Annotated in this window: 23 protein-coding genes, 1 pseudogene and 1 riboswitch; of the genes and pseudogenes, 12 read left to right on the forward strand and 12 right to left on the reverse strand. The window is 62.7% G+C overall.

What is annotated here, in order from left to right:
* A pseudogene (locus J6524_RS29615) lies at positions 1-394 on the forward strand (caspase family protein); the annotation flags it as partial.
* Between the two features lie 55 nt (positions 395-449).
* Positions 450-2486 (forward strand): pyrroloquinoline quinone-dependent dehydrogenase, encoded by a 2037-nt coding sequence (locus J6524_RS29620; protein WP_225677263.1) that lies wholly within the window; start codon positions 450-452, stop codon positions 2484-2486.
* A 938-nt stretch (positions 2487-3424) separates the two neighbouring features.
* On the opposite strand, the gene J6524_RS29625 is transcribed toward J6524_RS29620, so the two are convergent.
* Both J6524_RS29625 and J6524_RS29630 read right to left on the reverse strand, forming a co-directional pair.
* The gene (locus tag J6524_RS29625) at positions 3425-3730 is read right to left on the reverse strand and encodes a hypothetical protein (RefSeq protein WP_225677265.1); all 306 of its coding nucleotides are present in this window, start codon (positions 3728-3730) and stop codon (positions 3425-3427) included.
* An 81-nt stretch (positions 3731-3811) separates the two neighbouring features.
* The gene (locus tag J6524_RS29630; protein WP_225677267.1) at positions 3812-4273 is read right to left on the reverse strand and encodes a PaaI family thioesterase; all 462 of its coding nucleotides are present in this window, start codon (positions 4271-4273) and stop codon (positions 3812-3814) included.
* Positions 4274-4430: 157 nt separating this feature from the next.
* On the opposite strand from J6524_RS29630, the gene J6524_RS29635 reads away from it, so the two are divergent.
* The 3 genes from J6524_RS29635 to J6524_RS29645 all read left to right on the forward strand — a co-directional run bounded on the left by J6524_RS29635 (position 4431) and on the right by J6524_RS29645 (position 5470).
* Positions 4431-4709 carry a hypothetical protein gene (locus J6524_RS29635; RefSeq protein WP_225677269.1) on the forward strand — a complete coding sequence of 93 codons (279 nt, stop codon included), beginning with the start codon at positions 4431-4433 and terminating at the stop codon, positions 4707-4709.
* A gap of 82 nt (positions 4710-4791) precedes the next feature.
* Entirely contained in the window at positions 4792-5022 is a 231-nt protein-coding gene (locus tag J6524_RS29640) for a hypothetical protein (protein WP_225677271.1), read from the forward strand.
* A gap of 112 nt (positions 5023-5134) precedes the next feature.
* Positions 5135-5470, forward strand: coding sequence for a PilZ domain-containing protein (locus J6524_RS29645; RefSeq protein ID WP_225677273.1), 336 nt, complete (start codon positions 5135-5137; stop codon positions 5468-5470).
* Here J6524_RS29645 and J6524_RS29650 read toward each other — a convergent pair whose 3' ends face one another.
* From J6524_RS29650 to J6524_RS29665, 6 genes are all read right to left on the reverse strand, one after another.
* On the reverse strand, positions 5471-5725 hold the full coding sequence (locus J6524_RS29650; protein WP_225677275.1) for a DUF6894 family protein: 255 nt from the start codon (positions 5723-5725) through the stop codon (positions 5471-5473).
* A 207-nt stretch (positions 5726-5932) separates the two neighbouring features.
* Entirely contained in the window at positions 5933-6112 is a 180-nt protein-coding gene (locus J6524_RS29655; protein WP_225677491.1) for a hypothetical protein, read from the reverse strand.
* A 1006-nt stretch (positions 6113-7118) separates the two neighbouring features.
* Complete coding sequence (locus tag J6524_RS37475; RefSeq protein ID WP_283843360.1) at positions 7119-7244, reverse strand: hypothetical protein; 126 nt, start codon at positions 7242-7244, stop codon at positions 7119-7121.
* A 209-nt stretch (positions 7245-7453) separates the two neighbouring features.
* Positions 7454-7582, reverse strand: a complete 129-nt coding sequence (locus J6524_RS37480; protein WP_283843361.1) for a hypothetical protein — start codon at positions 7580-7582, stop codon at positions 7454-7456.
* Positions 7583-7775: 193 nt separating this feature from the next.
* On the reverse strand, positions 7776-7946 hold the full coding sequence (locus J6524_RS29660) for a hypothetical protein (RefSeq protein WP_225677278.1): 171 nt from the start codon (positions 7944-7946) through the stop codon (positions 7776-7778).
* 161 nt (positions 7947-8107) lie between these two features.
* Complete coding sequence (locus J6524_RS29665) at positions 8108-8428, reverse strand: hypothetical protein (protein ID WP_225677280.1); 321 nt, start codon at positions 8426-8428, stop codon at positions 8108-8110.
* 234 nt (positions 8429-8662) lie between these two features.
* Between J6524_RS29665 and recA the strand changes: the two genes are divergently transcribed.
* From recA to J6524_RS29680, 3 genes are all read left to right on the forward strand, one after another.
* A complete protein-coding gene (gene recA / locus J6524_RS29670) occupies positions 8663-9754 on the forward strand; it encodes a recombinase RecA (protein ID WP_225677283.1) in 1092 nt (363 codons plus the stop codon).
* Between the two features lie 109 nt (positions 9755-9863).
* Positions 9864-10877 (forward strand): hypothetical protein, encoded by a 1014-nt coding sequence (locus J6524_RS29675; RefSeq protein ID WP_225677285.1) that lies wholly within the window; start codon positions 9864-9866, stop codon positions 10875-10877.
* Entirely contained in the window at positions 10874-11857 is a 984-nt protein-coding gene (locus J6524_RS29680) for a hypothetical protein (RefSeq protein ID WP_225677287.1), read from the forward strand. Before J6524_RS29675 ends, J6524_RS29680 begins: the two co-directional genes overlap by 4 nt.
* Before the next feature lie 152 nt (positions 11858-12009).
* Here the strand turns inward: J6524_RS29680 and gcvP are convergent, their stop codons facing one another.
* From gcvP to gcvT, 3 genes are all read right to left on the reverse strand, one after another.
* The gene (gcvP, locus tag J6524_RS29685; RefSeq protein ID WP_225677493.1) at positions 12010-14883 is read right to left on the reverse strand and encodes an aminomethyl-transferring glycine dehydrogenase; all 2874 of its coding nucleotides are present in this window, start codon (positions 14881-14883) and stop codon (positions 12010-12012) included.
* Positions 14884-15057: 174 nt separating this feature from the next.
* Positions 15058-15423 carry a glycine cleavage system protein GcvH gene (gene gcvH / locus J6524_RS29690; protein ID WP_225677289.1) on the reverse strand — a complete coding sequence of 122 codons (366 nt, stop codon included), beginning with the start codon at positions 15421-15423 and terminating at the stop codon, positions 15058-15060.
* Positions 15424-15453: 30 nt separating this feature from the next.
* Entirely contained in the window at positions 15454-16596 is a 1143-nt protein-coding gene (gcvT, locus tag J6524_RS29695) for a glycine cleavage system aminomethyltransferase GcvT (RefSeq protein ID WP_225677291.1), read from the reverse strand.
* Between the two features lie 137 nt (positions 16597-16733).
* Positions 16734-16824, reverse strand: a riboswitch (glycine riboswitch).
* 236 nt (positions 16825-17060) lie between these two features.
* Here gcvT and alaS point away from each other — a divergent pair.
* The 4 genes from alaS to J6524_RS29715 all read left to right on the forward strand — a co-directional run bounded on the left by alaS (position 17061) and on the right by J6524_RS29715 (position 21918).
* Complete coding sequence (gene alaS / locus J6524_RS29700) at positions 17061-19736, forward strand: alanine--tRNA ligase (protein ID WP_225677495.1); 2676 nt, start codon at positions 17061-17063, stop codon at positions 19734-19736.
* 328 nt (positions 19737-20064) lie between these two features.
* The gene (locus J6524_RS29705) at positions 20065-20388 is read left to right on the forward strand and encodes a septal ring lytic transglycosylase RlpA family protein (RefSeq protein ID WP_225677293.1); all 324 of its coding nucleotides are present in this window, start codon (positions 20065-20067) and stop codon (positions 20386-20388) included.
* A gap of 250 nt (positions 20389-20638) precedes the next feature.
* Positions 20639-21313, forward strand: a complete 675-nt coding sequence (locus J6524_RS29710; protein WP_225677295.1) for a DUF2270 domain-containing protein — start codon at positions 20639-20641, stop codon at positions 21311-21313.
* Positions 21314-21693: 380 nt separating this feature from the next.
* Positions 21694-21918 carry a hypothetical protein gene (locus tag J6524_RS29715; protein ID WP_225677297.1) on the forward strand — a complete coding sequence of 75 codons (225 nt, stop codon included), beginning with the start codon at positions 21694-21696 and terminating at the stop codon, positions 21916-21918.
* A 584-nt stretch (positions 21919-22502) separates the two neighbouring features.
* Here the strand turns inward: J6524_RS29715 and J6524_RS29720 are convergent.
* The gene (locus tag J6524_RS29720; protein ID WP_225677299.1) at positions 22503-23003 is read right to left on the reverse strand and encodes a DUF3455 domain-containing protein; all 501 of its coding nucleotides are present in this window, start codon (positions 23001-23003) and stop codon (positions 22503-22505) included.
* Between the last annotated feature and the right edge of the window lie 10 nt (positions 23004-23013).

Raw genomic sequence — 23013 nt, forward strand, 5'->3', positions numbered from 1 at the left:
GACCGCGCGCAAGCTGGAGGAGCGGCTGCGTAACCGTCCCGACTTCACGCCGGCTGTAACGGCTGCCAACGCAGCCCTGCCGCAAAACGTTGCGCTCGCCGCGCCGATGTGCCCGTGCAACGTGCAGCCGCCGCAGCAGCAGCCGATCAAGGTGAATGCGCCGGTCCGGCGCGTCGAGCCTGATACACCGAAGCGCGTCGATCGCAAGCCGCCGCGGCGCGTGCGTGAGCAGGATGATGACGACGTCGTGGTCGTTCGCCGCCCGCCGCCGCGCGTGGTGTACGAGCCGCCGCCACCGCCGCCGGTCAGCATCGGCATCGGCATTGGCCTCGGCGGGTTCGGTGGCGGCCGCGGTGGCAACTATGGCGACCACGGCGGTCGGGGTAGATACTGAGGTGGCGATAGGGTAATCGATCCCGCAAGCGTTGCGCTGCGCTTGCGGGGGCAGGATGCGAAATCCGGTTCGTCTGTTCACTTTCATCGGTGCCATCTTATGCGCGGGTCAGTTGCTGCCCGCTGCCGCCTGGGAGCACTGGGGCGGCGATCGCGGTGGATCGCGCTTTTCGCCGCTCAAGCAGATCACGCCTGACAATGTTGATCGTCTCGTCCGCGCCTGGGAGTTTCGCACCGGCGATCTCGACAGCCGCGCGGGCGATGTGATGCGGCGGACCAAGTTTCAGGCGACCCCATTGCTGGTCGAAGACAGCCTGATCTTCTGCTCGCCCTTCAACGAGGTCATCGCGCTCGATCCGGGCAGCGGGGCGCAGAAGTGGCGGTTCGATCCGAAAATCTCGACCAATCAACGTCCCGCCAACCGCTACACTTGCCGCGGCGTCGCTTATTGGGTCGATGGCGAGGCGCCCGAAAACGCCGCCTGCCGCGCGCGGATCTTCATGGGCACCAACGACGCGCGCCTCATCGCGCTCGATGCGCGGTCGGGTGCGCCTTGCGGCGATTTCGGCGCAGCTGGCGAGATCAGGATCGACGTCGGCATGCCGCTGGAATGGCCGGGCGAATTCCAGATCACGTCGGCGCCGGTCATTGCCCGCGACACCGTGATCGTCGGCTCTGCGATCGCGGATAACCGCCGTGTCGAGGGCCCGGCCGGTACCGTGCGTGCCTTTGATGCGCGAACCGGGCGTCCGCGTTGGAGCTTCGATCCGCTCGATCGTAGCGGCATCACTGCCGGCCACGCCAATGTCTGGGCGCCGATGTCGGTGGATGAGGAGAGGGGGCTGGTGTTCCTGCCGACGTCCTCGCCGAGCCCGGATTTCTGGGGCGGCAAGCGGCCTGGCAACAACGATCACGCCAACTCGGTGGTGGCGCTGCGTGTCGAGACCGGTGAGCGGGTCTGGTCGTATCAGACCGTGCATCACGATGTCTGGGATTACGACCTGTCGGCGCAGCCGACGCTGGCGCGTATCGAGACCGGCGGAGGCCAGCGCGACGTCGTGATCCAGCCGACCAAGCAGGGATTTGTCTTCGTGCTCGACCGCGATACCGGCAAGCCGGTGTGGCCGGTGGAGGAGCGCGCGGTGCCGCAGGGCGGCGCTGAAGGCGAGCAGCTCTCGCCGACGCAGCCGTTTCCGACCCACGTGCCGCCGCTGCTGTCGCAGCAGATTTCGGCCGACGACGTGTTCGGCCTCATTCCGTTCTGGGAGCGCGAGGCCTGCCGCGCGAAGGTCGCCTCCGCCCGCAATGATGGCATCTACACGCCGCCATCGACGCAGGGCAGCGTGATATTTCCGATGACCGGCGGCGGCGTGAACTGGGGCGGCGCCGCCTTCGATCCCGTCAACCAGATCCTTATCGCCAACACGACGCGCGCGATCCATATCGTCAAGCTGATTCCGCGCGATCAGGCGCAGGGGTTCGAGCCGCCGCCCGGACACGATTTCGGACGGCAGCATGGCGCGCCATTCGCGATGACCCGCGCGGTTGCGCTGTCGCCTCTGGGGCTGCTCTGCAACAAGCCGCCCTGGGGCGAAATGGTCGCGGTCGATCTGAAGGGCGGCAGGATTCTCTGGCGCTCCCGCGTCGGCACCACCGAGGATCGCGCGCCGCTCGGCATTGCCTTGCCGTTCGGCACGCCGCTCGTCAGCGGAGTTGCGATCACCGCCGGCGGTCTCGTCTTCACCGGTGCGATGGATGCCTATTTGCGCGCCTTCGATGCGCGATCGGGTCGCGAGTTGTGGCAGGGCCGGCTGCCGGTGCCCGGTGTCGCCAATCCCATGACCTACATGTGGAAGGGCGAGCAGTATGTCGCGATCGGCGCCGGCGGTCATTCCGAGTCCGGCACCACGATCGGCGACAGCGTCGTTGCCTTCCGCCTGGCGCGGCCGGAGGAGACGCCCTCGCCGCGTTCGCGCACGATCGACAGGCCCGGCGGGCGTTTCATGAGCGGGGCGATCGCGGTGGTGTCTGCGATTGTGCTGATGGTGGTGCTGGTCTGGCGCTGGCGTAGGCGCAGGGCGGGGAGGGCGTAACTCCGTCATTGCGAGCGAAGCGAAGCAATCCATGTTTCGACTCGGGGATAGATGGATTGCTTCGCTGCGCTCGCAATGACGGGGACATAGGTTCGCATTCTCGCGACGCTCAGCGCCCGAGGTTTGCATGTTCGTTTGCCCGTCTGAAGATCAGAGGGCGCAGGGAAGACCGGGTGCTGGCTGCACCCGAGGTCTCGTGTGCAATTATGCGCAAAAAAGCACGCACACGAGCATACAGGTACAGCGGAAACACTCCGGCCTTCCCTGCGCAATGGCTTTACGGCTTACTTCGTGCTCTTCCTGGTGAACGGCTTTATTGCCACCATCGCCGGCAGAAGTTGCTTCTGCCAACTTAACGCCAGCACCGCGGCGCCCGAACCACACGACTTCACCGTACGCATCCGGCGCGTACGTCTAGCGCGCCATCTGCGTCCATCGCATCTCACCGCACGTTCGTGACGATCGCGAGCGCCCCTCATCTGCGGCGAGACGAGTGGTGTTATGCGACTGATTTGGGTGAAAACGGAAGCGGAATATTTTTGCTTCTTGCGCTTGACACGATTTCTGAAAATCAGAAGTGATTTGCCCGTCGTGCCAGTTTGCCGCAGGTCGCCAATCAAATTGCGCTGGCGTACGGAAGCAAATCAGTTCGAAGCGGTAGTCCGCGACCTGGCGAGAACAGGGCAAAGCAATAGATGTTCGATCGATTGCACCAATGTCTCAACCGGCTTGCTGATGAAGTCGAGCAACTCCTGAAGCAGTCACAGCCTCCTCACGGTTTAAAGTAGCCTTAACAGAGGCGGCAATTCATTGTCCGTTGAGACACTGACCTGGCCACGCTCCAGAGTCCGCTAACGACGACGTCGGCAGCTTATCGCGTTCAGACGACGTTCATCAGACGTGCTCTAATCCGCCTCCCTTTTGGCATGTAGGTAGGATCAATGAGTTCCTTTGACCCGATGGCCGCCGCAGTCGATTGGCTTGACGCCTACCGCGCTGCGGCTCTTTCGATCGTTGACATGTATGCGCCTGATGCTGCGGTGGAGTGTGGCTGCAACGGCCCGCAAAAAGTAGTCGGCCGAGCTGCCATTACCGAGTATTGGCAGCGGCGCTTTTCTGAGAAGCCAGCGGGAGACCTTGAGGGCTTGCAGATGGCAAGCGATGGTGTCGTTGTGTCGTATGCAGTGCGGGACGGCATCGTGCAGGCGATCTTGAGATTCAACGATGCGGGACAGATCGTTCATGTCCGATGCGGGCCCCTGCATCGGCCGAGCTTTTCGCGGCCGAAACATTCTCGGGAATAAACCGATTGGCCTTAGCCGCCCTTACAGCATCGCGAACGCGCTCGAGACCATTGCGACCGGCTTGTTGTCGGTGGCGGACAGCAGCGTGACGCGGCCGAAGCTCATGGTGCGCCCGAGGCGGACCACGCGCGCGTCGGCCAGCACGTCAGAGGACGAGACCGCGCGCATGAAATGCATGGTCTGGTCGACCGTCGTCATCGCGCGATAGCCGCGGTTGGCGGCGAGGTTGGCGATCACCATCGCGGTGTCGGCAAACGCCATCAGCGCCTGGCCAGAGACCGTGCCGCCATTGCGGCACAGCCGCTCCGAGAACGGCAGGCGCAGGATCGCGCCCGGCTGCCAGTCGGCGGCATCGCCAGAAGGGGCAGACTCAAAGCGCTCGATCGACAAATTGAGATCCATCACCCATGGCGCAAATACCTCGCCGAGCACGCGCCTTGCGTCCGCGATGCCGAATTCCGCCGCTTGTGACTCTTGTTGCATGAACGTCCGTTTCCTTGTTGTCGCCGCATTGTAGCGGTCATGGCGGCGAAAGGAACAGCGGCGGCACCCGCAAAGGCGAGGGCACTGGCGCTTGGCGGGGCCGCTGGGCCAATGGTATCCTCAAGAAAACGCCGAAAGCGTCCTTAAGGAGAGCGTCATGAGAATGCTGAGCGCGGCCGCTGTGGTCGTATTGTTGACGATGCCGGGCTACGCGCAGATGTCGACCCCTAACATCAACCTGATGCCGGAGTTTCAGTCCAAGACGCCGGAGGAAAAGGAGCAGGATGCGATCAAGGAGAAGGCCTACAAGGACTCGTTGAGGAAGATACCCGATGCCAAGGCCTCCTCCGATCCCTGGGGCAACGTCCGCAGCAGCGAGGCGCCGAAGGCCGCAGCGCCCGCCAAGAAGGGCAAGACCGGAAGCAGCAGCCAGTAACGGACCTGGGACAAGCGGGCGAGTAGGATTCGTCCGCCAGTGCCCTTATATTAGGCCTGTCGTTATTGTCTGGAGTTACGACATGGTCTTTCGCCCGCGTGATCTCGCGAGCCGGATGGCCGGCCGGCGCAAGCCGGGCGACGGCTACCTGCGCGAGACTTTCACGCTGCCGCGCGAGGAGGCCAGAGCGAAGGCGCGCGACTTCCTCAACCGCTATCCCAAGGCGGCCTATATGAGCTCAGTCGAAAGCTGGCGCGAGCTGCCTGATGGCGAGATCGAATTCACGATGCGCCGGCTCGCCAGCGCCGATTAGGCAGCCGCGTTTCCCTCGCCCTGCAACTCACACCGATACCCCGATTTTTGCCTGATACCGATAACCCGGTATTCAGGTATTCCGCCTAGTATTTCTACGGACAGGAGAAATCATGGCGAGAGACCGCAAAGACCTCGGTGCCCGCAAATTCATCCGGGTCGACCTGCACAAGCCGGGATTCCTGATTCCGGCCCCCGGTGCGCCGTGGATCGAGTGCTACATTCTCGACATTTCCGATAATGGAGCCTGTCTGGATGTCGGCGACCTTGCCGTGCCAAAGATGTTCGGACTTTCGCTCACTGCGGGCGGTGAGGTGCGGCGTGTCTGCACCCTGATCTGGCGCCGGGGCGAACTAGTCGGCGTCCGCTTCGTTTCCGCCCGGGAGCTGCGGCAAGGGACTGCGCCGCCCGGCGAGCCGGACAAGGCTTCCCGAAAGGAGCACGCCTGATCAGCGCGGCTTTTGATCGGGACCATGCAGCGTCTCCGCGACTAGACGAATCCGGAACACCGGCTTTTTGGATTCATCCAGCAGTTCCATCTGCCACTCGGCGTTTTCGGGAAGCGTTCGGGAAATGTCGGCGATCATGTCGCCGCAGACCCCGGTCATTTCCTTCCAGGCGGCATTATGGTCGGCGAACTCCGCGCCGTCATTGCTGATGCACGCGTCCTCGCCATGTCGGACGCGGAAGAAGAACATCGGCATGGCAAGCTGACCAAATGAAGGGCCGTCGCCGGCCCGGACCCGCAGGGAACGGCGGAGTGGATTCCTGCCATCTGGAAAGATCAACTCCGGGTTTTTACGGGGCCAAGCACATTGCCGTGCATATAATCCGGATCCGGTGTTGATGTTAAACCATTGAAGCTACTGAGAAAGCGTCGAGCGGCCGTCGGCCAATGCCCGACCGGCGGATCATTTCTGCTCGGCTTTTTTTAGCTCCCGGTCAATCCGGAGCTGGACCCGGCGGATGGCAAGCAGATTGAGCTTGGCTTCGGTCTTGCCCGCGACGACCTTGTCGCCAATGCGGAATTGCCATTTCCAGATGCCCGGAGCGACCGGCGTCACGGTGTATTCAACGCCCTTGTGAATCATTACAAAATCCCGCTGCGGCTCCAGCCGCTTCAAATCCAGACCTCTTGCTTAAAATTGCAAGTACCGATCAATACAACTAAATGACACTTTGATCATCGGCCGGTTGAATACCGGCGAAGGGCAGGCCAGGGGCCGATTCCCGCGAGGCTCCCAATCAGGACGTGAGTTCGCGCGCCGCATCCTCCGTGCGATAACGGGCGTGGAAACCGCAAAGTTCCAATGCCGTTTGTTGGCAATTCCTCCCCGCGCGCGGCGAAATTTCCCCTTCTTGCTGGCCTCGGAAAGTCCACTTGCGCAAAAGCACTGCGCCGCACAAGCGGAGTATGATCGCTTGGCGGCGCAGGCCTATTCCCCGAGTGATGCAATGTCCCAGGCAAGCATTTGGTCTGAACTGCCGGAAAAAGGTTCAATGCCGGGTCGCCGTGAATTTTTGCGACGGATTTGCCCGGCGATTTGCGCGCTGAAACGGGGACTTGCCGCAGGCGTATCGGTTCGCTGAGGGCGGGATAGTTTCTTTAAGGACTTTCCGTCGTCAGCGACCTCGCTGCATTGCCCTATGCTGCGGGGTCATTTGGCTAGGGGCACCGAGCGCCGGAAAACAGCCGTCCGCCCGGAGGCGCCGCGTTGGCGGACGCCGGCCCCTTATCGGTGGCTATCCCGGACTAATCCCGGCGCGACGGATAAGGCTGACGCGACGGATTATGCGTTCGCGACGGAGCGTCCGGGCGGACGGGTTGCGGCACCCGCGAGGGTTCGGGGGTGCGGCTGAGGCTCAGGAGCCGTGTGAGGAAAGGGGCGCCAAGCTGTTGAAGCGTGGGCAGGGCGGTTTCGTGGGGAGAGACGACCTGTATGTGCATGCTGCGACCAATACCGCGGGCCGGCTTGACGGACCGTTCAGGTGGATCTGCAAGCACGCCTAAAATTGTAGGTGACCGACCTGCACCTCAACTTGAAGATGAAGCCCGGAAAACGATGAGGCCGCTCGTCAGCGGCCTCATCGCGAGAGCTAGCCGTCCGGCTGCTCTACATCAGGCGGCCGGGGGCTGGCGTCCGGCGCCTCTTCACTCCTGGCGGAAAGGTCGGCGGCCTTGTCGAGAAAGCCCGCGGCGACATCCGGATCTGTGGTGGCCATTGCAAATTTGAGAAAGGTTGCCGCTTGTTCGGTAAGATATTTTTTTCCCGGCACAATCTGGTTCCCCTTACTAGGTCGCACACGCGATGGTCCGATTACGCGCTGCGGCGAAATCCGTTCCGACGGGAACGTACAAAAGTGAACTCTGTGGCCGAATCGGCACGGGGCCGCGGAGAGGCAGGTTGAGGCGGGAACCGCGAGAGCGGCCTTTAGTCCTTGCCCAGAAGCTTGCCGGTTTCCTTGTGGATGAAATGCAGCCGGGTGCAGGCGAGACAGACGACCGATATGTAAGAATTGGGCTCGTCCTCCGGCGAGGCCTCCGGAAGCCAATGCTGCACATTCGTGCCCAGCTGCGGGCATTTGAAGATGATATGGCGGCCCATACGCTTGAATAAGCAGAGCTTCCGGGCCGGGTCACTTCCGTATGATTGCGTAGCTGGGCCCGGGGCAATCTCCGTGGCAGCCGAGCCCCCGATGAGGGAAAGGCCGCCCACGGGGGAGCGGCCTCTTGAATCCGTTGCTAGGTCCCGCCTAGCTATGAAGTTCGCCCTTGTGGACAGGAATTTGCAGCTCTCTTGCCCGCTCTTCTCGTTCCTTTTTCAAAAACTCGCGCTCGCGTCGCTCGAAGGCAGCCAGTTCCTTTTGCGCCGCCTCAAGAAAGCGGTCGCGTGGTGTTATTGCCAATTGAGTATGTCCCGTCATTTACGCACCCCAAGCTCGCCCAGCGCTTCCACCATACCTAAGCACGGAGACCGCCGGAAGGTCCGCCGGCCGTAAAATTACGGAATTATGAAATCGGCTGATCGGCGCGGGAGAGGAGAAACGTTTGCTGGGGAAAGAGGCCGCAGACTGCGGCCTGGTACCTAGTTGCAGTAAGTTTGATTCCCTATCCGCTGACAGGTGCGGCCATCGCTGAAGTAGGTGAAGTTCCCAATTGTTTGGGAACTGCTGCCATCACTGTAGTGATTGAAATTCCCAATTCGCTGAGAGCTTGATCCGTCACTGTTGTAAGTGAAATTTCCGATGCGCTGGGACGAGGTCCCATCACTCCAATAGGTGAAGTCTCCAATCCTCTGCGCTGAGAGACCATTGTCGCAACTGACGAAGTTGCCGGTTTGCTGACAGCTATCGGCCTGAGCAGCGGTGGCAACAAGCACTAGCGCGACTGAAAGCAGAAATCGCATGTCTCAACCTCCACTATTGAAAATATATGCGTACACGTTCAGGTAAAATTGGGCTCTGTTGATTTCAGACCAGGATGGCCCCTCGAAAGACGGATTAGCACCCCTTCCGGCAAAAGAACATATTGCGAACATAGAACAAACGTGGTACGAAGGTTCCTAGACGAAATCGAACCAAAAAAGCCTCTCTCCGCCGTTTGTCCCGCTCGCGAATCCCCGCCATAAGGAGCACGTATTATGTCCGCCACTGCCCTGCGTATTGTTGAAGGATCCTCTATGGATAAGACCAAGGCTCTGTCTGCCGCGCTCTCCCAGATCGAGCGCCAGTTCGGCAAGGGCTCGGTGATGAAGCTGGGCAAGAACGACCGCTCGATGGATGTCGAGACGGTGTCGACGGGCTCGCTCGGGCTCGACATCGCGCTCGGCGTCGGTGGCTTGCCGAAGGGGCGGGTGGTCGAAATATACGGGCCGGAATCATCGGGCAAGACCACGTTGGCGTTGCATTGCGTGGCGGAGGGGCAGCGGAAGGGCGGCATCTGCGCTTTCATCGACGCCGAACACGCACTCGATCCGGTCTATGCGCGCAAGCTCGGCGTCAATATCGACGAGCTCCTGATCTCGCAGCCCGACACCGGCGAGCAGGCGCTTGAAATCTGCGACACCTTGGTGCGCTCCGGTGCGATCGATGTGCTGGTGGTCGATTCGGTGGCGGCGCTGGTGCCGAAGGCCGAACTCGAAGGCGAGATGGGCGATGCGTTGCCGGGATTGCAGGCGCGGCTGATGAGCCAGGCGCTGCGCAAGCTCACCGCCTCGATCAACAAATCCAACACCATGGTGATCTTCATCAATCAGATCCGTATGAAGATCGGCGTGATGTATGGTTCGCCAGAAACCACCACCGGCGGCAATGCGCTGAAATTTTACGCCTCGGTCCGCCTCGACATCCGCCGCATCGGCGCGATCAAGGAGCGCGACGAGGTGGTCGGCAATACCACCCGCGTCAAGGTGGTGAAGAACAAGCTGGCGCCGCCCTTCAAGCAGGTCGAGTTCGACATCATGTATGGCGAGGGCGTCTCCAAGATGGGCGAGATCCTCGACCTCGGCGTCAAGGCCGGCATCGTCGAGAAATCCGGCGCCTGGTTCTCCTATGACAGCCAGCGGCTTGGGCAGGGACGCGAAAACGCAAAAGCCTTCCTCAAGGCCAATCCTGATATGACCGCCAAGATCGAGACCGCGATCCGCCAGAACTCCGGCCTGATCGCCGAGCAGATTCTGGCCGGTCCCGCCGAGCGTGAGGCCGACGGCGAGGAGCCGGCGGACGACGAATAAGTTTTACAAACGCTTCAGGGGTTAAGGCCTGAAACGTGCACGGGCGCTGCGGACGTTGAGTTGCCGACGTCTTCAGCGCCCGTTTTGTTTGGCAGTGTGGGTGGGTGTGATGAAGCCTCTGATCCTGACCGGCCGGTGGATGCCAGACTTTACAATGAATGGTTTGGCCGACCTTGCGTTGGATTTGGCTCTTTTCGACTTCGTCGAGGGACCGCAGCCGTCACCGGATGAACTCGCAGCCTATCTTGGTCCCCGCACCGCGAGCCTCGATCAAGTCCCACACTGGTCAGACTGGGGCGGCAGACAGTGGAAGCAGAGCGCAAATAGGAAGCACCGCGATCTCAGCCTGGCCGAATTCTGCCAGCAATACGATGCGGTCGAACTATGGTTCGACATGAGGCCAAGCGCGCAGCTGCAACTGATCTGGCTGCTTGATTATTTCCGCTCTTGTCCGGAAACCGTTGACAGGCTGAAGCTGCGTCTTGTCGATCTGGAGATGATTGGGCTTGAGAAACTAGGCCGGTGGGACCCGCCGGCCGTTGACGTCACGGAAAAAGAATTGGCGACGGCAAGCGCAGCCTGGCAGGCCTGGCGATCGCCCACGCCGGTTGCCTGCTTCGATTTGCTGAGAACCGACTTGACCGCGTTGCCATTGCTCGAAGGGGTCTTGGTCGATCTGCTCGAAGAGCTACCATCGGCATCGACCGGGCTCGGCGCCAGCGAAATGCGGATGCTGCAGATGATTGCGAGGGGATATTCACGTACCAGCTCGCTTTTCTATTTCCGGGAACTTCGCCACACAGATGTATTTGGCGAATTCGCACTCGGCAATTTGCTTGAAGGACTTGCGCACGCTCCGATGCCGGCCGCGACAGGCCTCGACGATATTTTGCGCACGACCAGACGAGATAATTACAAGGCCCGGGATGAGGCTTACAAGCGAAGTCGGCTTTCGCTGACCGAATTCGGCAAGGCGATCGTTGCCCACGAGGAAGATTTTTCGCGACATAATCCAATCGACCGCTGGTGGGGCGGCACGCACCTGACCAACGATAACCTTTGGCGCTGGAATCCGGCGCTGATCAAGCCCTCCCGCAGACCGTCCGAACGAAGCGTGCCATGACGCGTCTGATTCTGACGGCGGATTCCTCAAGCGCGGGCGGCGTTATGTCGGCTGGTCACGCCGATCTGGCTGTTCCCATCGAGCTTCGCATGGTCTGGGGACCGCCGCGTTCCGACGCGGAGCTTGCAGCATTTCTCGCGCCACGAACGAGCCAGGAGCGGGACTCACACTGGCTCGACTCGATGCCGCCGCACCGCCTACAAAAACTCGGGATGAACGATCTGGGATTGATCGAGGCTTGCGAACGTTGTGAAACCGTCGAGCTCTGGATGGGCACGGAGCCGAACGCCCAGCTGGTCCTGATCTGGCTGCTCGATCATCTCGGCCCGCTGGCTAAACGCCTTGGCATCAACCTGCGACACATCGATGCCTCTGTCGGCCAGACAGAACCGGCGCGCCTTGCCGAAATGAAATTTTTGGGCGTTGCGATCAATGACCATCATCTCGAGGTCGCAAGCATAGCGTGGCAGGCTTTTCGGGCGCCAACGCCGCACGCATGGTTCGACCTGCTGGCGAAGGATCTCAGCGTCCTGCCGCAGCTTCGGCGCTGCGTTCTGGAAATGCTCGAAGAGCTGCCGGAGGCGACAACCGGCCTGGGCGCTTCGGAAATGCGCATTCTGGAGTTGATCTCGGCCGGTTATGTGCAGCCGTTCGACGTATTTCCTCACTATCGGGAACGCTTTCAGCGGCGCGTGTTCGGCTATTGGGAAGCCGGTGCTCTCCTGGAAGGGCTCGCGCTTGCCCCGGTGCCTGCTGTTTCGGGCCTCGCGGAGTGGCCGTTCTCGCTTGAGATGCACGACGAGCATGAGCGCCTCGCGCGGTACAAAGAAAGCCGGCTGTCGCTCACCCCGCTCGGCAAGGCCATCCTGGCGGGCGCGGAAGATTTCAGCCGGCATAACCCGGTCGATCGCTGGTGGGGCGGCACGCACTTGACCAATGACCGGCTGTGGCGCTGGGACCCCGTCCTGCTCGTGCCGTAGCGGCCGCAAAACTGTAGGATGGGTAGAGCGAAGCGAAACCCATCATCGTGCCGCGCCGGCGGTGCAAACCGAGATGGGTATCGCTTCCGCCTTCGCTCGCTGAGCTGAGGCAATGACGGGTATCGCTTCGCTCCACCCATCCTAGGAGGGCGTCACTCCGCGGCTTGCGCGTAGTCCGCGACCGGCGGGCACGAGCACACGAGATTGCGGTCGCCATAGACGTTGTCGACCCGCCCGACCGGGCTCCAATATTTGTCGGTGCGCGAGACGCCGTCGGGGAAACAACCCGTGGCGCGGCTGTAGGGACGATTCCACGCATCATCGACAATGTCGTGCACGGTGTGCGGGGCGCGGCGGAGCGGCGAGGCTTCGACTTTCCAGCGGCCGATCTCGATCTCCGTGATCTCGCTTCGGATCGCGATCATGGCATCGCAGAAGCGGTCCAGCTCCGCCTTCGATTCCGACTCTGTCGGCTCGATCATCAGCGTGCCCGCGACCGGGAAACTCATGGTCGGCGCGTGGAAGCCGTAGTCGATCAGGCGCTTTGCAATGTCATCGACGGTAACGCCGCTGGTCGCCTTCAACGGGCGCGGATCGACGATGCATTCATGCGCGACGCGGCCTTTGGCGTTCCGGTACAACACCGGGAAATGCGGATCGAGGCGGTTCGCAATGTAGTTGGCGTTCAGGATCGCGACCTCGGTGGCGCGCGCGAGGCCTTCGCCGGACATCATCAGGATGTAGATGTAGGAGATCGTCAGGATCGACGCCGAGCCGAACGGCGCCGCCGACACTGGCCCTACGGCATGCGCCGCCGCGCCGTCGATTGCGGGATGACCCGGCAGGTAAGGGGCGAGATGCGCCTTCACGCCGATCGGGCCCATGCCCGGGCCGCCGCCGCCATGCGGAATGCAGAACGTCTTGTGCAGGTTGAGGTGCGAGACGTCGGCGCCGTAATCGCCGGGCCGGGCGAGGCCGACCTGCGCATTCATGTTGGCGCCATCGAGATAGACCTGGCCGCCATGCTCGTGAACGATGTCGCAGATCTCGGTGATGTGCTCCTCGAACACGCCATGCGTCGAGGGATAGGTGATCATTACCGCGGCGAGATTCTTCGAATGCTTCTCCGCCTTGGCGCGGAGGTCGTCGACATCGACATCGCCGCGCGCGTCACAGGCAGTTACCACCACTTCCATGCCGGCCATATGGGCGGAGGCTGGGTTGGTGCCATGCGCGGAGGAGGGGATCAGGCACACCTTGCGCTGCGGCTCGCCGCGCGCCGCATGATAGGCGCGGATCGCGAGCAGCCCGGCATATTCTCCTTGCGCGCCGGAATTCGGCTGCAGCGAGATCGCGTCATAACCGGTGATATCGCACAGCCATTTTTCGAGCCGCTTGAACAGCGCGTGATAGCCGGCCGCCTGTTCGCGCGGCGCGAACGGATGCAGCGAGCCGAATTCCGGCCACGTCAGCGGGATCATCTCCGTGGTCGCGTTCAGCTTCATGGTGCAGGAGCCGAGCGGGATCATCGCGCGGTCGAGCGCGAGGTCGCGATCACTGAGCTTGCGCATGTAGCGGAGCAACTCGGTCTCGGAGCGGTGCGTGTGGAATACGGGATGGGTAAGGAAGGCGCTGTCGCGCTTCAGCTCGATCGGCAGCGTCTCGCGCGCCGTGACCTCGACGTCCGCATAGGACAGCTTGCCGCCGAAGGCGCGCCACACCGCCTCAATGGTCGCAGGCGTCGTGGTCTCGTCGACGGCGATACCGAGCGTACCGTCGCCGATCCGCAGGTTGATCTTTTCCGCGAGCGCGCGGGCAACGATTTCGCTCTGCTTGCCGGCCGTGGCAACGGTGATCGTATCGAAGAATGCCGGCGAGGCCGGCGCAAAACCGAGCTTTGCAAGCCCCGCGGCCAGTACGACTGCGCGGCGGTGCACGGTGCGCGCAATATGCGTCAGCCCTTCGGGGCCGTGATAGACCGCGTACATCGAGGCGATCACCGCGAGCAGCACCTGCGCGGTGCAGATGTTGGAGGTGGCCTTTTCGCGGCGGATGTGCTGCTCGCGAGTCTGCAGCGCCAGCCGATAGGCCGGCGCGCCTCGCGAATCCACCGACAGGCCTACAATGCGGCCGGGCAGCGAGCGCTTCAGGGCGTCGCGCACCGATATATAGGCCGCGTGCGGGCCGCCATAGCCCATCGGCACGCCAAAGCGCTGCGCCGATCCAACAGCGATATCGGCGCCGAGCTCGCCGGGAGAAGCGATCAGCGTGAGTGCCAGCAGATCGGCCGCCATGATCGCGAGCGCGCCCTTGGCGCGTAGCGCCGCGATCGCCGGCCGGAGGTCGCGCACCGCGCCTGACGTTCCCGGATACTGCAAGAGGCCGCCGAACACGTCGGCGCCTTCGAGATCGGTGAGGGGATCGCCGACGATCACCTTCCAGCCGAGCGGCTCGGCGCGGGTGCGCAGCACCGCCAGGGTCTGCGGATGCACTTCGACATCGACGAAGAACGACTTTGTCTTGACCTGCGAGGCGCGCTCGGCGAGCGCCATGGCTTCCGCCGCGGCGGTGCCTTCGTCGAGCAGCGAGGCGTTGGCGACATCGAGACCGGTGAGGTCGCAGATCATGGTCTGGAAGTTGAACAGCGCTTCCAGCCGGCCCTGGCTGATCTCCGGCTGATACGGCGTATAGGCCGTGTACCAGGCCGGGTTCTCCAGGATGTTGCGCTGGATCACCGCAGGCAGGATGGTGCCGGAATAGCCTTGGCCGATCAGCGAGGTGAATACCTCATTCTGCGCGGCAAGCTCGCGCATATGCGAAAGCGCCTCGGTTTCGCTCAGCGCCGGGCCGAGATCGAGCGGCGCTTTCTGCCGGATCGAGGACGGCAGCGTCTGGCTCATCAATTCGCCAAGGCTGTTCGCGCCGACAACATCCAGCATCGCACTGATGTCGCGGGGCGAGGGGCCGATATGGCGGCGCACGAAATCGGTGGCGGCCTCAGCGGTGGTTTTCAGCGGCGCGTTCATAAGTGTTTCCTCAATATTGCTCGTCATTCCCGCACTCCTCGTCATGCCCCGCGAAGGCGGGGCATCCAGTACGCCGGGAATTCAGCGATTGAGCCGAAAGGCCGCGGCGTACTGGGTCGCCCGGTCAAGCCGGGCGACGACAGTGAATATGTGGTGGCGGAGTGCTTCATCACTTCACGCCGTATGGGCCTTGTAGGCGGCTTCATCCATCAGGCCGCCGAGTTCGCTCTTGTCTGCGATCTTCAGCTTGAAGAACCAGGCCTTGCCGCAGGCGTCGGAATTGACCAGCGCGGGTTCGGCGGCGAGCGCCTCGTTGACTTCGACCACTTCGCCGGAGATCGGCGCGTAGACGTCGGACGCGGCCTTCACCGATTCCACCACGGCAGCGGCTTCGGCCTTCTTCAGCGTGCGGCCGACCTTGGGCAATTCGACGAACACGACGTCGCCGAGCTGCGATTGCGCATAATCCGTGACCCCGATGGTGGCGACATCGCCCTCGATGCGGATCCATTCGTGGTCGGATGTGAATAGCGTCGTCATGAGACGTCCTCTGAATTAGCGTTTGCAGAATTAGCGTTTGTAAGTGTTGGGAACGAAGGGCATGGCAGCGACCTGCAGCGGCAGGCGCTGGCCGCGCACTTCGGCGAAAACCTGCGTGCCGATGGCGCAGAGAGATGTCGGCAGATAGCCCATCGCAACAGGCGCATTGAGGCTCGGGCCGAAGCCGCCGGAAGTGACGCGGCCGACGGCCTCGCTGGAAGCCGCATCCGCAAATAGCAGCGCGCCCTCGCGCACCGGCGCGCGGCCCAGGGCGAGCAGGCCGACACGGCGGCGCGCTGCGCCTTTCTCGAACTGTGTGAGAATTTTCTCCGCGCCCGGAAATCCGCCGGCGCGGGCGCCGCCGCTGCGGCGGCTCTTCTGCACCGACCATTCCAGCGCGCCCTCGACCGGCGTCGTCGTGGTGTCGATGTCATGGCCATAGAGGCAGAGGCCGGCCTCCAGCCGCAGGCTGTCGCGCGCGCCGAGCCCGATCGGCAGCACGTCAGGGTTTTGCAGAAGCATCGTCACCAGCGCCTCGGCCTGTGCGGCCGGCACCGAAATCTCAAACCCGTCCTCGCCAGTATAGCCGGAGCGCGAGACGAAGCAGTCGAAACCGGCGACCTTGCGCGGGCCGCTATCCATGAACTTCGTTGCGGTGACGTCGGCGCCAAGTCTTGCCAGCGCCGTTTCCGCCTTCGGCCCCTGCAGCGCGATCAGCGCGCGATCGCCAAGCGAATCGATGATGCAGTCATCGGAGAGATGCGCGCGCAAGTGCGCCTCGTCCTCGGCCTTGCAGGCGGCGTTGACGACCAGGAACAGATGATCGCCGAAATTCGCCACCATCAGATCGTCGAGAATGCCGCCGTCTTCATTGGTGAACTGGGCGTAACGCTGCCGCCCCGGCGCAACCGCCACAATGTCCTGCGGCACCAGCCGCTCCAGCGCCAGCACGGCATCTTCGACCCGGCCGGATTTCGGGCGCAGCGCAAGTTGGCCCATGTGCGAGACGTCGAAGAGCCCGGCGGCGCTGCGGGTATGCAGATGCTCCTTCAGCACGCCGGCCGGGAATTGCACCGGCATCTCGTAGCCCGCGAAGGGAACCATCTTGCCGCCACGCGCGACATGGAGCCCGTGCAGTGGGGTGCGTTTTAGGGGAGATTCGCGTGCCAGCATCGTCAAGGCCCTCATGGGTTCCGGAGACCAGCCTCCAAGAACCCAAAGAAAGCCCCATCTGTCGCTGTGCCTGAGAGTATTATCCCGTCGGCGGACACCCTGGGCGCATGCCGCCCGGCGTCTCTTTCCAGATGCTATTTCGTCACTCGGTCCGTTTGCCTGAGAGTTTCCGGGGCGGTTGCTCCTTCGGCGCCGGCGCTGAAGCCGATCTCTCCCGACGTGACGTCTGAATAGATATGAGGGAAACACAGGCTTGCCAAGCCTGTCAACGCGGCCGCGGCATTATCAACGGGACTTGCGTGCCCATCTTGTGTGCTGCGGCAAGCCTATGATCCGCCTGCACAGTTTCTGGACAGCGCTGGCTGCAATGTCTAAAAGCGTTCCGCCGGAAGACTTAAGGTTATTTCCGACCTGACCCGGCCCTTTTTCCGATTGGAATGAACATGAGCGGCGTTAAGACGAACATGAGCGGCGTCAACGAGATCAGGTCGAAATTCCTGGATTTCTTTGCGGAGAACGGTCACGAGGCCGTGGCCTCGTCGCCGCTGGTGCCGCGCAACGATCCGACCTTGATGTTCACCAACGCCGGCATGGTGCAGTTCAAGAACGTCTTCACCGGCGTCGAGAAGCGGGCGTATCAGCGCGCCACCACCTCGCAGAAATGCGTGCGCGCCGGCGGCAAGCACAACGACCTCGACAATGTCGGCTATACCGCGCGCCATCTCACCTTCTTCGAGATGCTCGGCAACTTCTCGTTCGGCGATTATTTCAAGGAGCGCGCGATCGAGCTCGCCTGGAACCTGATCACGAAGGAATTCGGGCTGAAGAAGGACAAGCTGCTCGTCACGGTCTACCACACCGACGACGAGGCGGCCGGCTTCTGGAAGAAGGTCGCCGGCTTCTCCGACGATCGCATCATCCGCATCCCGACCTCGGACAATTTCTGGGCCATGGGCGACACGGGACCTTGCGGTCCCTGTTCGGAAATCTTCATCGATCGCGGCGAGCACATCTGGGGCGGCCCTCCCGGTAGCCCCGAGGAGGATGGTGACCGCTTCCTCGAATTCTGGAACCTCGTCTTCATGCAGTTCGAGCAGGTGACGCCCGAGCAGCGTGTGCCGCTGCCGCGCCCCTCGATCGACACCGGGATGGGGCTGGAGCGCATGGCCTGCATCCTGCAGGGCGTCGACAGCGTGTTCGAGACCGACCTGTTCCGTAACCTGATCGAGGCGACCGCGTCGGCGCTCGGCACCGGACCGGAGGAGAAGACCGCCGCCTCGTTCCGGGTCATCGCGGACCACTTACGCTCCTCGGCCTTCCTGATCGCCGACGGCGTGCTGCCCTCGAACGAAGGCCGCGGCTATGTGCTGCGCCGGATCATGCGCCGCGCGATGCGCCACGCACAGCTGCTCGGTGCGCGCGAGCCCTTGATGCACCGCCTGGTCTGGGCGCTGGTGCGCGAGATGGGCCAGGCCTATCCCGACCTCGTCCGCGCCGAAAAGCTGATCGAGGAGACGCTGCGGCTGGAAGAGACCCGCTTCCGGAAAACGCTGGCGCGCGGTCTTGCCATTCTCGACGAGAAGAGCGCCGGCCTGAAAAAGGGCGACATGTTCGACGGCGATACGGCGTTTACGCTGTACGACACCTATGGCTTCCCGCTCGACCTGACGCAGGACGCGCTGAAGTCGCGCGGCATCAGCGTAGACCAGGCCGCGTTCACGGACGCGATGGAGCGGCAGCGCGAGAAGGCGCGCGCCTCATGGGCAGGCTCGGGTGAATCAGCGGATGAATCGGTCTGGTTCCCCTTGCGCGAAAAACTCGGCGCGACCGAATTCCTTGGCTACGACACCGAGAGCGCCGAGGGCGTGGTGACGGCGCTGGTCAAGGACGGCAAGGAGATCGACAGCCTCAAAGCCGGCGAGGCCGGCTCGATCGTGCTGAACCAGACCCCGTTCTATGCGGAGTCCGGTGGCCAGGTCGGCGACACCGGCGTGCTGACCGGCGAGGGCGGTATCAAATTCCGTGTGACCGAGACGCAGAAGAAGGCCGGCGATCTCTTCGTCCATACCGGCACGGTGGAGCAGGGTACCCTGAAGGCCGGCACCGCGTTGCAGCTCGAAGTAGATCACGCGCGCCGTTCGTCGATCCGCGCCCATCATTCGGCAACGCATCTGTTGCACGAGGCGCTGCGGCAGGTGCTCGGCGATCACATCGCCCAGCGCGGCTCGCTGGTCGCGCCGGATCGCCTGCGCTTCGACTTCGTGCACCCGAAGCCGATCACGCCGGAAGAGCTCGCCCGCGTCGAGGACATCGCCAACGACGTCGTGCTTGAAAATGACGAGGTCACCACCCGTATCATGGCGGTGGATGACGCCCGCGAGGCCGGCGCCCGCGCGCTGTTCGGCGAAAAATATGGCGACGAGGTCCGCGTGGTCTCGATGGGCAAGGGCCCGCGCGAGCACGGCACGAACGCGCTCGGCTGGTCGGTCGAGCTGTGCGGCGGCACCCATGTTCGCCGCACCGGCGACATCGGCCTGATCTCGGTGATCAGCGAAGGCGCCGTCGCCTCCGGCGTGCGCCGCATCGAGGCGTTGACCGGCCGTCACGCCCGCAAGCATGCTAACGACACCATTGCGCTGGCGAAGACGGCGGCATCTGAACTGCGCACCTCGATTGAAGATGTGCCGGCGCGCATCGCGGCGCTGATGGAAGAGCGCAAGAAGCTGGAGCGTGATCTCTCTGACGTCCGCAAGAAGCTCGCAATGGGCGGCGGCGCCTCCGCCGGCAACGGCGCAGGCGGCGTTCGCGAGGTCGGCAACGTGAAGCTGCTGGCCCGCGCGGTCGAAGGCGTCGAGACCAAGGATCTGAAGAGCCTGGTCGATGACGGCAAGAAGCAGATCGGCTCCGGCGTCGTCGCGATCGTCGGCGTCACAGGAGACGGGAAGGCCGGCATCGTGGTCGGCGTCACCGCCGATCTCACGGCGCGATTCAACGCGGTCGAACTGGTGCGCAAGGGCTCCGAAGTGCTCGGCGGCAAGGGCGGCGGCGGCCGGCCCGACATGGCACAGGCCGGCGGCCCCGACGGGGCCAAGGCGAGCGCGGCGTTGTCAGCGATCGAGCAGGCGATGGCTGGGGCTTAGGCGTAGGCAAGCCTAGCGATCGCCAGCACCGTAGTGGCAATGCAATGGCTGATTGGCCAGCCGCCGAGCAGATGTGATCGTCGGCGCCATGCATCGCGCCAACAGAACGGCCCGAAGAAATTGAGGCGTCTCGACGTCGGGCCTCAGGCAGGACATCTGCCAAACGGTCGAACCATAGTCCTGCGCCGGATACCGCCACTCTCCTGCGCTCAGACGATCATGTTACCGCGCGACGCTGTGCCGCTTCTTCGTTCTAGCGCCGCTGGAACTTAGAGGGCCGGGAAAGGTTGGCAGCTCGCCAATTGAACCTCAGTCCTGGAAGGTGACGATGATCCGCCCGGTATGCGCCGCCCTGGCGCTCACCTGTCTATCTGCGCCGGCATTTGCCGAATCCTGTATTGCTTCTCGCTATGGCTACAATGGTGGCCGAACCGCATCGGGGGAGCGGATGAATCCAAATGAGATGACTGCAGCGCATCGCGCTAGACCATTCGGCTCCCACGTCACGGTCATCTCACATTCCAACGGGCGAAGCGTCACCGTCCGGATAAATGATCGTGGCCCGTTCGTGAAGGGACGGTGCATAGACCTGTCAAGTGGGGCCGCGCGTGTACTCGGCTTCGCCGGGGTTACCAAGGTCTCTCTTCGCTGAGATAGATCAGTCCGAGTGCGAAGCTGCGTCGTGCTTTGATCGTCGTCGTTTGGAGCGAACGACGCGCGACCCAATGCGGACGCTACGTTGTGATAGTGCGGTGCACCGTTCTTGACCTGTCGCTGGCAATTCGGCGTCAGGGCGAGCATAGTTGCAGCGTCACAATTCCGGATAGGTTCATCGGCGTTGATGACGTGCATTCTCGCGGTCAGCGCCGGTGATCTGCGGTTCGGACAACCGGAGTCCCGCCATGTCTGTCACGGCTTCCAGCGAAACACACGGCCAGCACACCTTCAATTCTGCCGAAATGGGCGCCATCGCTCATCTCTACCGGGGCGAAGTCTACCGTTCGACAATCTGGAGAACGCGGCTCGACAACACGACCAACTGGGCGATCGTCACAATGGGCATCGCGCTGTCGACGACCTTTTCGAGTCCGGAGGCCTCGCCGCTGCCACTCCTGCTCGTAGGCCTACTCATCGCCGTGTTTCTCGGCATGGAGGCGCGGCGCTATCGCTACTTCAATGTGTGGCGCGCCCGAGCCCGATGGATGGAGACGAATTTCTACGCGCCGATATTCACCCGTGAGGCCCGCGACGATAGCTGGCAGGTGATACTCGGGCGCGACTACACCGCGCCCCGCCATCACATTTCGTTTGCCCGCGCGGCGGGACGGCGGCTGCGTCGTAACTACGTCTGGATTCTCGCCGTCCAGGTGATTGCCTATTACGGCAAGATAGCGATCCACCCGACGCCTGTATCAACCCTGGCGGAATTTGTCGATCGCGCCGCGGTCGGGCCGATCCCCGGCTGGATCGTTCTGATGATCGGCTTTGCCTACAATTTCGGCTGGCTGGCGTTCGCGCTCGGCACGATGTGGCTCGACCAACGCGAGCACGGCGGCGACAAGGTGGCGATGGGCTAGCGATAGCAGCTTGGAGCAGGGTGGGCTCAAGCGGCACGAGCAACGGCGTATAGGGACTTGGTACGGAACCGCAGCGCGCAGCAATCGCCTGTCGCAGCCGCACCAACGCGATCAAAACGTCCTTGTGCACGGTACTAGGTGCATCGCCATCGTTTGTTGGGTGACAGGCCCTCTCGCGCCACCACGAACGAGCGCATCGGAAATGCGGTACGCTCGAATTAAACAGTCTCTGAACCGCGCGTTTCGGCCGCGTTCATATCAACCCGTTTAATGTCTCCACCTAGGTTGTGAGCCCATGAACGTAGTTCTCAACCGCGCAACCGACTTCTGCGCGGCTGAGTAATCTACACAGGGGACACACTCAAAATGGAGGAGACATCATGAAGAAGTTTCTTATTTCGGCTGCAGCCGCAGCAATCATGACCAGCGCCGCCTACGCTCAGACGGAGTTTTATGTCGTGCAAGATACCTCCACGAAGAAATGCACCATCGTGGACAAGAAACCGACGACCACCACCACTGTGGTTGTTGGCGACGGCAAGGTGTTCAAGTCGCGCACCGCAGCTGAAACGGAAATGAAGACCATGAAGGTCTGCGCCAACTAAGGCTGACGGCGGCGAGAAGCGATGACGCCTGCTCCGTCCGCCCCCATCGAAAACTGAGAGGTCGCCGAAGCGGCCTCTCCATTCACCGGCACATAGCAACAAGGGGACCAGACGATGTCGAAAGCAATGCGCAAATATGTATTCGGCGCTGCAGCGGCAGCTGCGCTTTTCGTATTTCCCATCTCGGCCTTCTCCCAATCCATTGAGTTTGGACCGGGAGGCGTCCGGGTGTACGGCGGTCGAGGAGGGCAATGCGAGCAATTGCGGCGTGCTTGTGAAAACAAGGACGCGCTAGGGGAGCGCGGCGAAGGAAATTGCCGCAGATACCGGGAGGCCTGCGGACGACCGGTTCGCAGGGATGTGTGCGCCGAATTGAGACAAGCCTGCCTTTACAAGGACGAGCTGGGCGAACGCGGCCAAGGAAACTGCCGTCGGTATCGCGAGACTTGTAGAGGTATCTTCTAAAGGTCGCTAATTTTGCAGCGTTGGAGTGGTCCGGCATCGCCCGGACAGCTGTCATCCCCGAAGGCCGCCTCGGTTGGCGGCCTTCGCGCTAGGCGTTCCGGCCATGACGAAGAAAGGGTTCAGCGCCTGCGCAGGAACACGTAGTCGGCCGAGTAAGGCACGTTGCGAAAGCTGCCCGCGTTGTCGCAGGCGCCTTCGAGCTTGCCGCCGACCGTATTGATCCGCTGCACCGTGGTGACGCCGGAGAGAATGCCGGTGCCGCGCCCTGCCGTCACGGTCAGCTTCAGCAAGGGAATGTCGTTCGCGCTCGCGCCGGGCGCGTTGCCTACGGCCTTGCCGACCACGGCGCTGGAATCGATGTGCTCCCAGCTCGGCCCCGCATAGTGCCGGCCGACCGTCTTGCCGTCGAGCAAGAGCGTTGCGATCGGCTCGCGGAATGCCCAGGCGAGCTTGCCCTCGGAGCTCGCCTTGCATTCATAGATCTGCGCGCCCTCCGCGTGCAGGGTGAGGACGACGGTTTCGCCTGATGCGGCAATGGCCTCGGGGAGAGGGGTTTGCGCGGAGGCGGGCGAGGCGGCTAGACAGAAAACCGGGAGCGCGATCTTCTTAAGCAACGACATGGTGGGTCTC

The organism is Bradyrhizobium hereditatis (assembly GCF_020329435.1).
Classification (GTDB): Bacteria; Pseudomonadota; Alphaproteobacteria; order Rhizobiales; family Xanthobacteraceae; genus Bradyrhizobium; species Bradyrhizobium hereditatis.

Excerpts from the sequence above, each read along its gene's own strand:
- gcvP (WP_225677493.1), bottom strand. The coding sequence starts at position 14,883 with ATGAACGCGCCGCTGAAAACCACCGCTGAGGCCGCCACCGATTTCGTG.
- J6524_RS29715 (WP_225677297.1), top strand. The coding sequence starts at position 21,694 with ATGAAGAAGTTTCTTATTTCGGCTGCAGCCGCAGCAATCATGACCAGC.
- J6524_RS29720 (WP_225677299.1), bottom strand. The coding sequence starts at position 23,003 with ATGTCGTTGCTTAAGAAGATCGCGCTCCCGGTTTTCTGTCTAGCCGCC.
- J6524_RS29710 (WP_225677295.1), top strand. The coding sequence starts at position 20,639 with ATGTCTGTCACGGCTTCCAGCGAAACACACGGCCAGCACACCTTCAAT.
- gcvT (WP_225677291.1), bottom strand. The coding sequence starts at position 16,596 with ATGCTGGCACGCGAATCTCCCCTAAAACGCACCCCACTGCACGGGCTC.
- J6524_RS29625 (WP_225677265.1), bottom strand. The coding sequence starts at position 3,730 with ATGAACGATCTGTCCCGCATCGTTGAATCTCAAGATCGCCTGCACGAT.
- J6524_RS29680 (WP_225677287.1), top strand. The coding sequence starts at position 10,874 with ATGACGCGTCTGATTCTGACGGCGGATTCCTCAAGCGCGGGCGGCGTT.
- J6524_RS29640 (WP_225677271.1), top strand. The coding sequence starts at position 4,792 with ATGGTCTTTCGCCCGCGTGATCTCGCGAGCCGGATGGCCGGCCGGCGC.
- J6524_RS29705 (WP_225677293.1), top strand. The coding sequence starts at position 20,065 with ATGATCCGCCCGGTATGCGCCGCCCTGGCGCTCACCTGTCTATCTGCG.
- J6524_RS29675 (WP_225677285.1), top strand. The coding sequence starts at position 9,864 with ATGAAGCCTCTGATCCTGACCGGCCGGTGGATGCCAGACTTTACAATG.
- gcvH (WP_225677289.1), bottom strand. The coding sequence starts at position 15,423 with ATGACGACGCTATTCACATCCGACCACGAATGGATCCGCATCGAGGGC.
- alaS (WP_225677495.1), top strand. The coding sequence starts at position 17,061 with ATGAGCGGCGTCAACGAGATCAGGTCGAAATTCCTGGATTTCTTTGCG.
- J6524_RS29665 (WP_225677280.1), bottom strand. The coding sequence starts at position 8,428 with ATGCGATTTCTGCTTTCAGTCGCGCTAGTGCTTGTTGCCACCGCTGCT.
- J6524_RS37475 (WP_283843360.1), bottom strand. The coding sequence starts at position 7,244 with ATGGCCACCACAGATCCGGATGTCGCCGCGGGCTTTCTCGACAAGGCC.
- J6524_RS29635 (WP_225677269.1), top strand. The coding sequence starts at position 4,431 with ATGAGAATGCTGAGCGCGGCCGCTGTGGTCGTATTGTTGACGATGCCG.
- J6524_RS29655 (WP_225677491.1), bottom strand. The coding sequence starts at position 6,112 with ATGATTCACAAGGGCGTTGAATACACCGTGACGCCGGTCGCTCCGGGC.
- J6524_RS29645 (WP_225677273.1), top strand. The coding sequence starts at position 5,135 with ATGGCGAGAGACCGCAAAGACCTCGGTGCCCGCAAATTCATCCGGGTC.
- J6524_RS29620 (WP_225677263.1), top strand. The coding sequence starts at position 450 with ATGCGAAATCCGGTTCGTCTGTTCACTTTCATCGGTGCCATCTTATGC.
- J6524_RS29630 (WP_225677267.1), bottom strand. The coding sequence starts at position 4,273 with ATGCAACAAGAGTCACAAGCGGCGGAATTCGGCATCGCGGACGCAAGG.
- J6524_RS29650 (WP_225677275.1), bottom strand. The coding sequence starts at position 5,725 with ATGCCGATGTTCTTCTTCCGCGTCCGACATGGCGAGGACGCGTGCATC.
- J6524_RS29660 (WP_225677278.1), bottom strand. The coding sequence starts at position 7,946 with ATGACGGGACATACTCAATTGGCAATAACACCACGCGACCGCTTTCTT.
- recA (WP_225677283.1), top strand. The coding sequence starts at position 8,663 with ATGTCCGCCACTGCCCTGCGTATTGTTGAAGGATCCTCTATGGATAAG.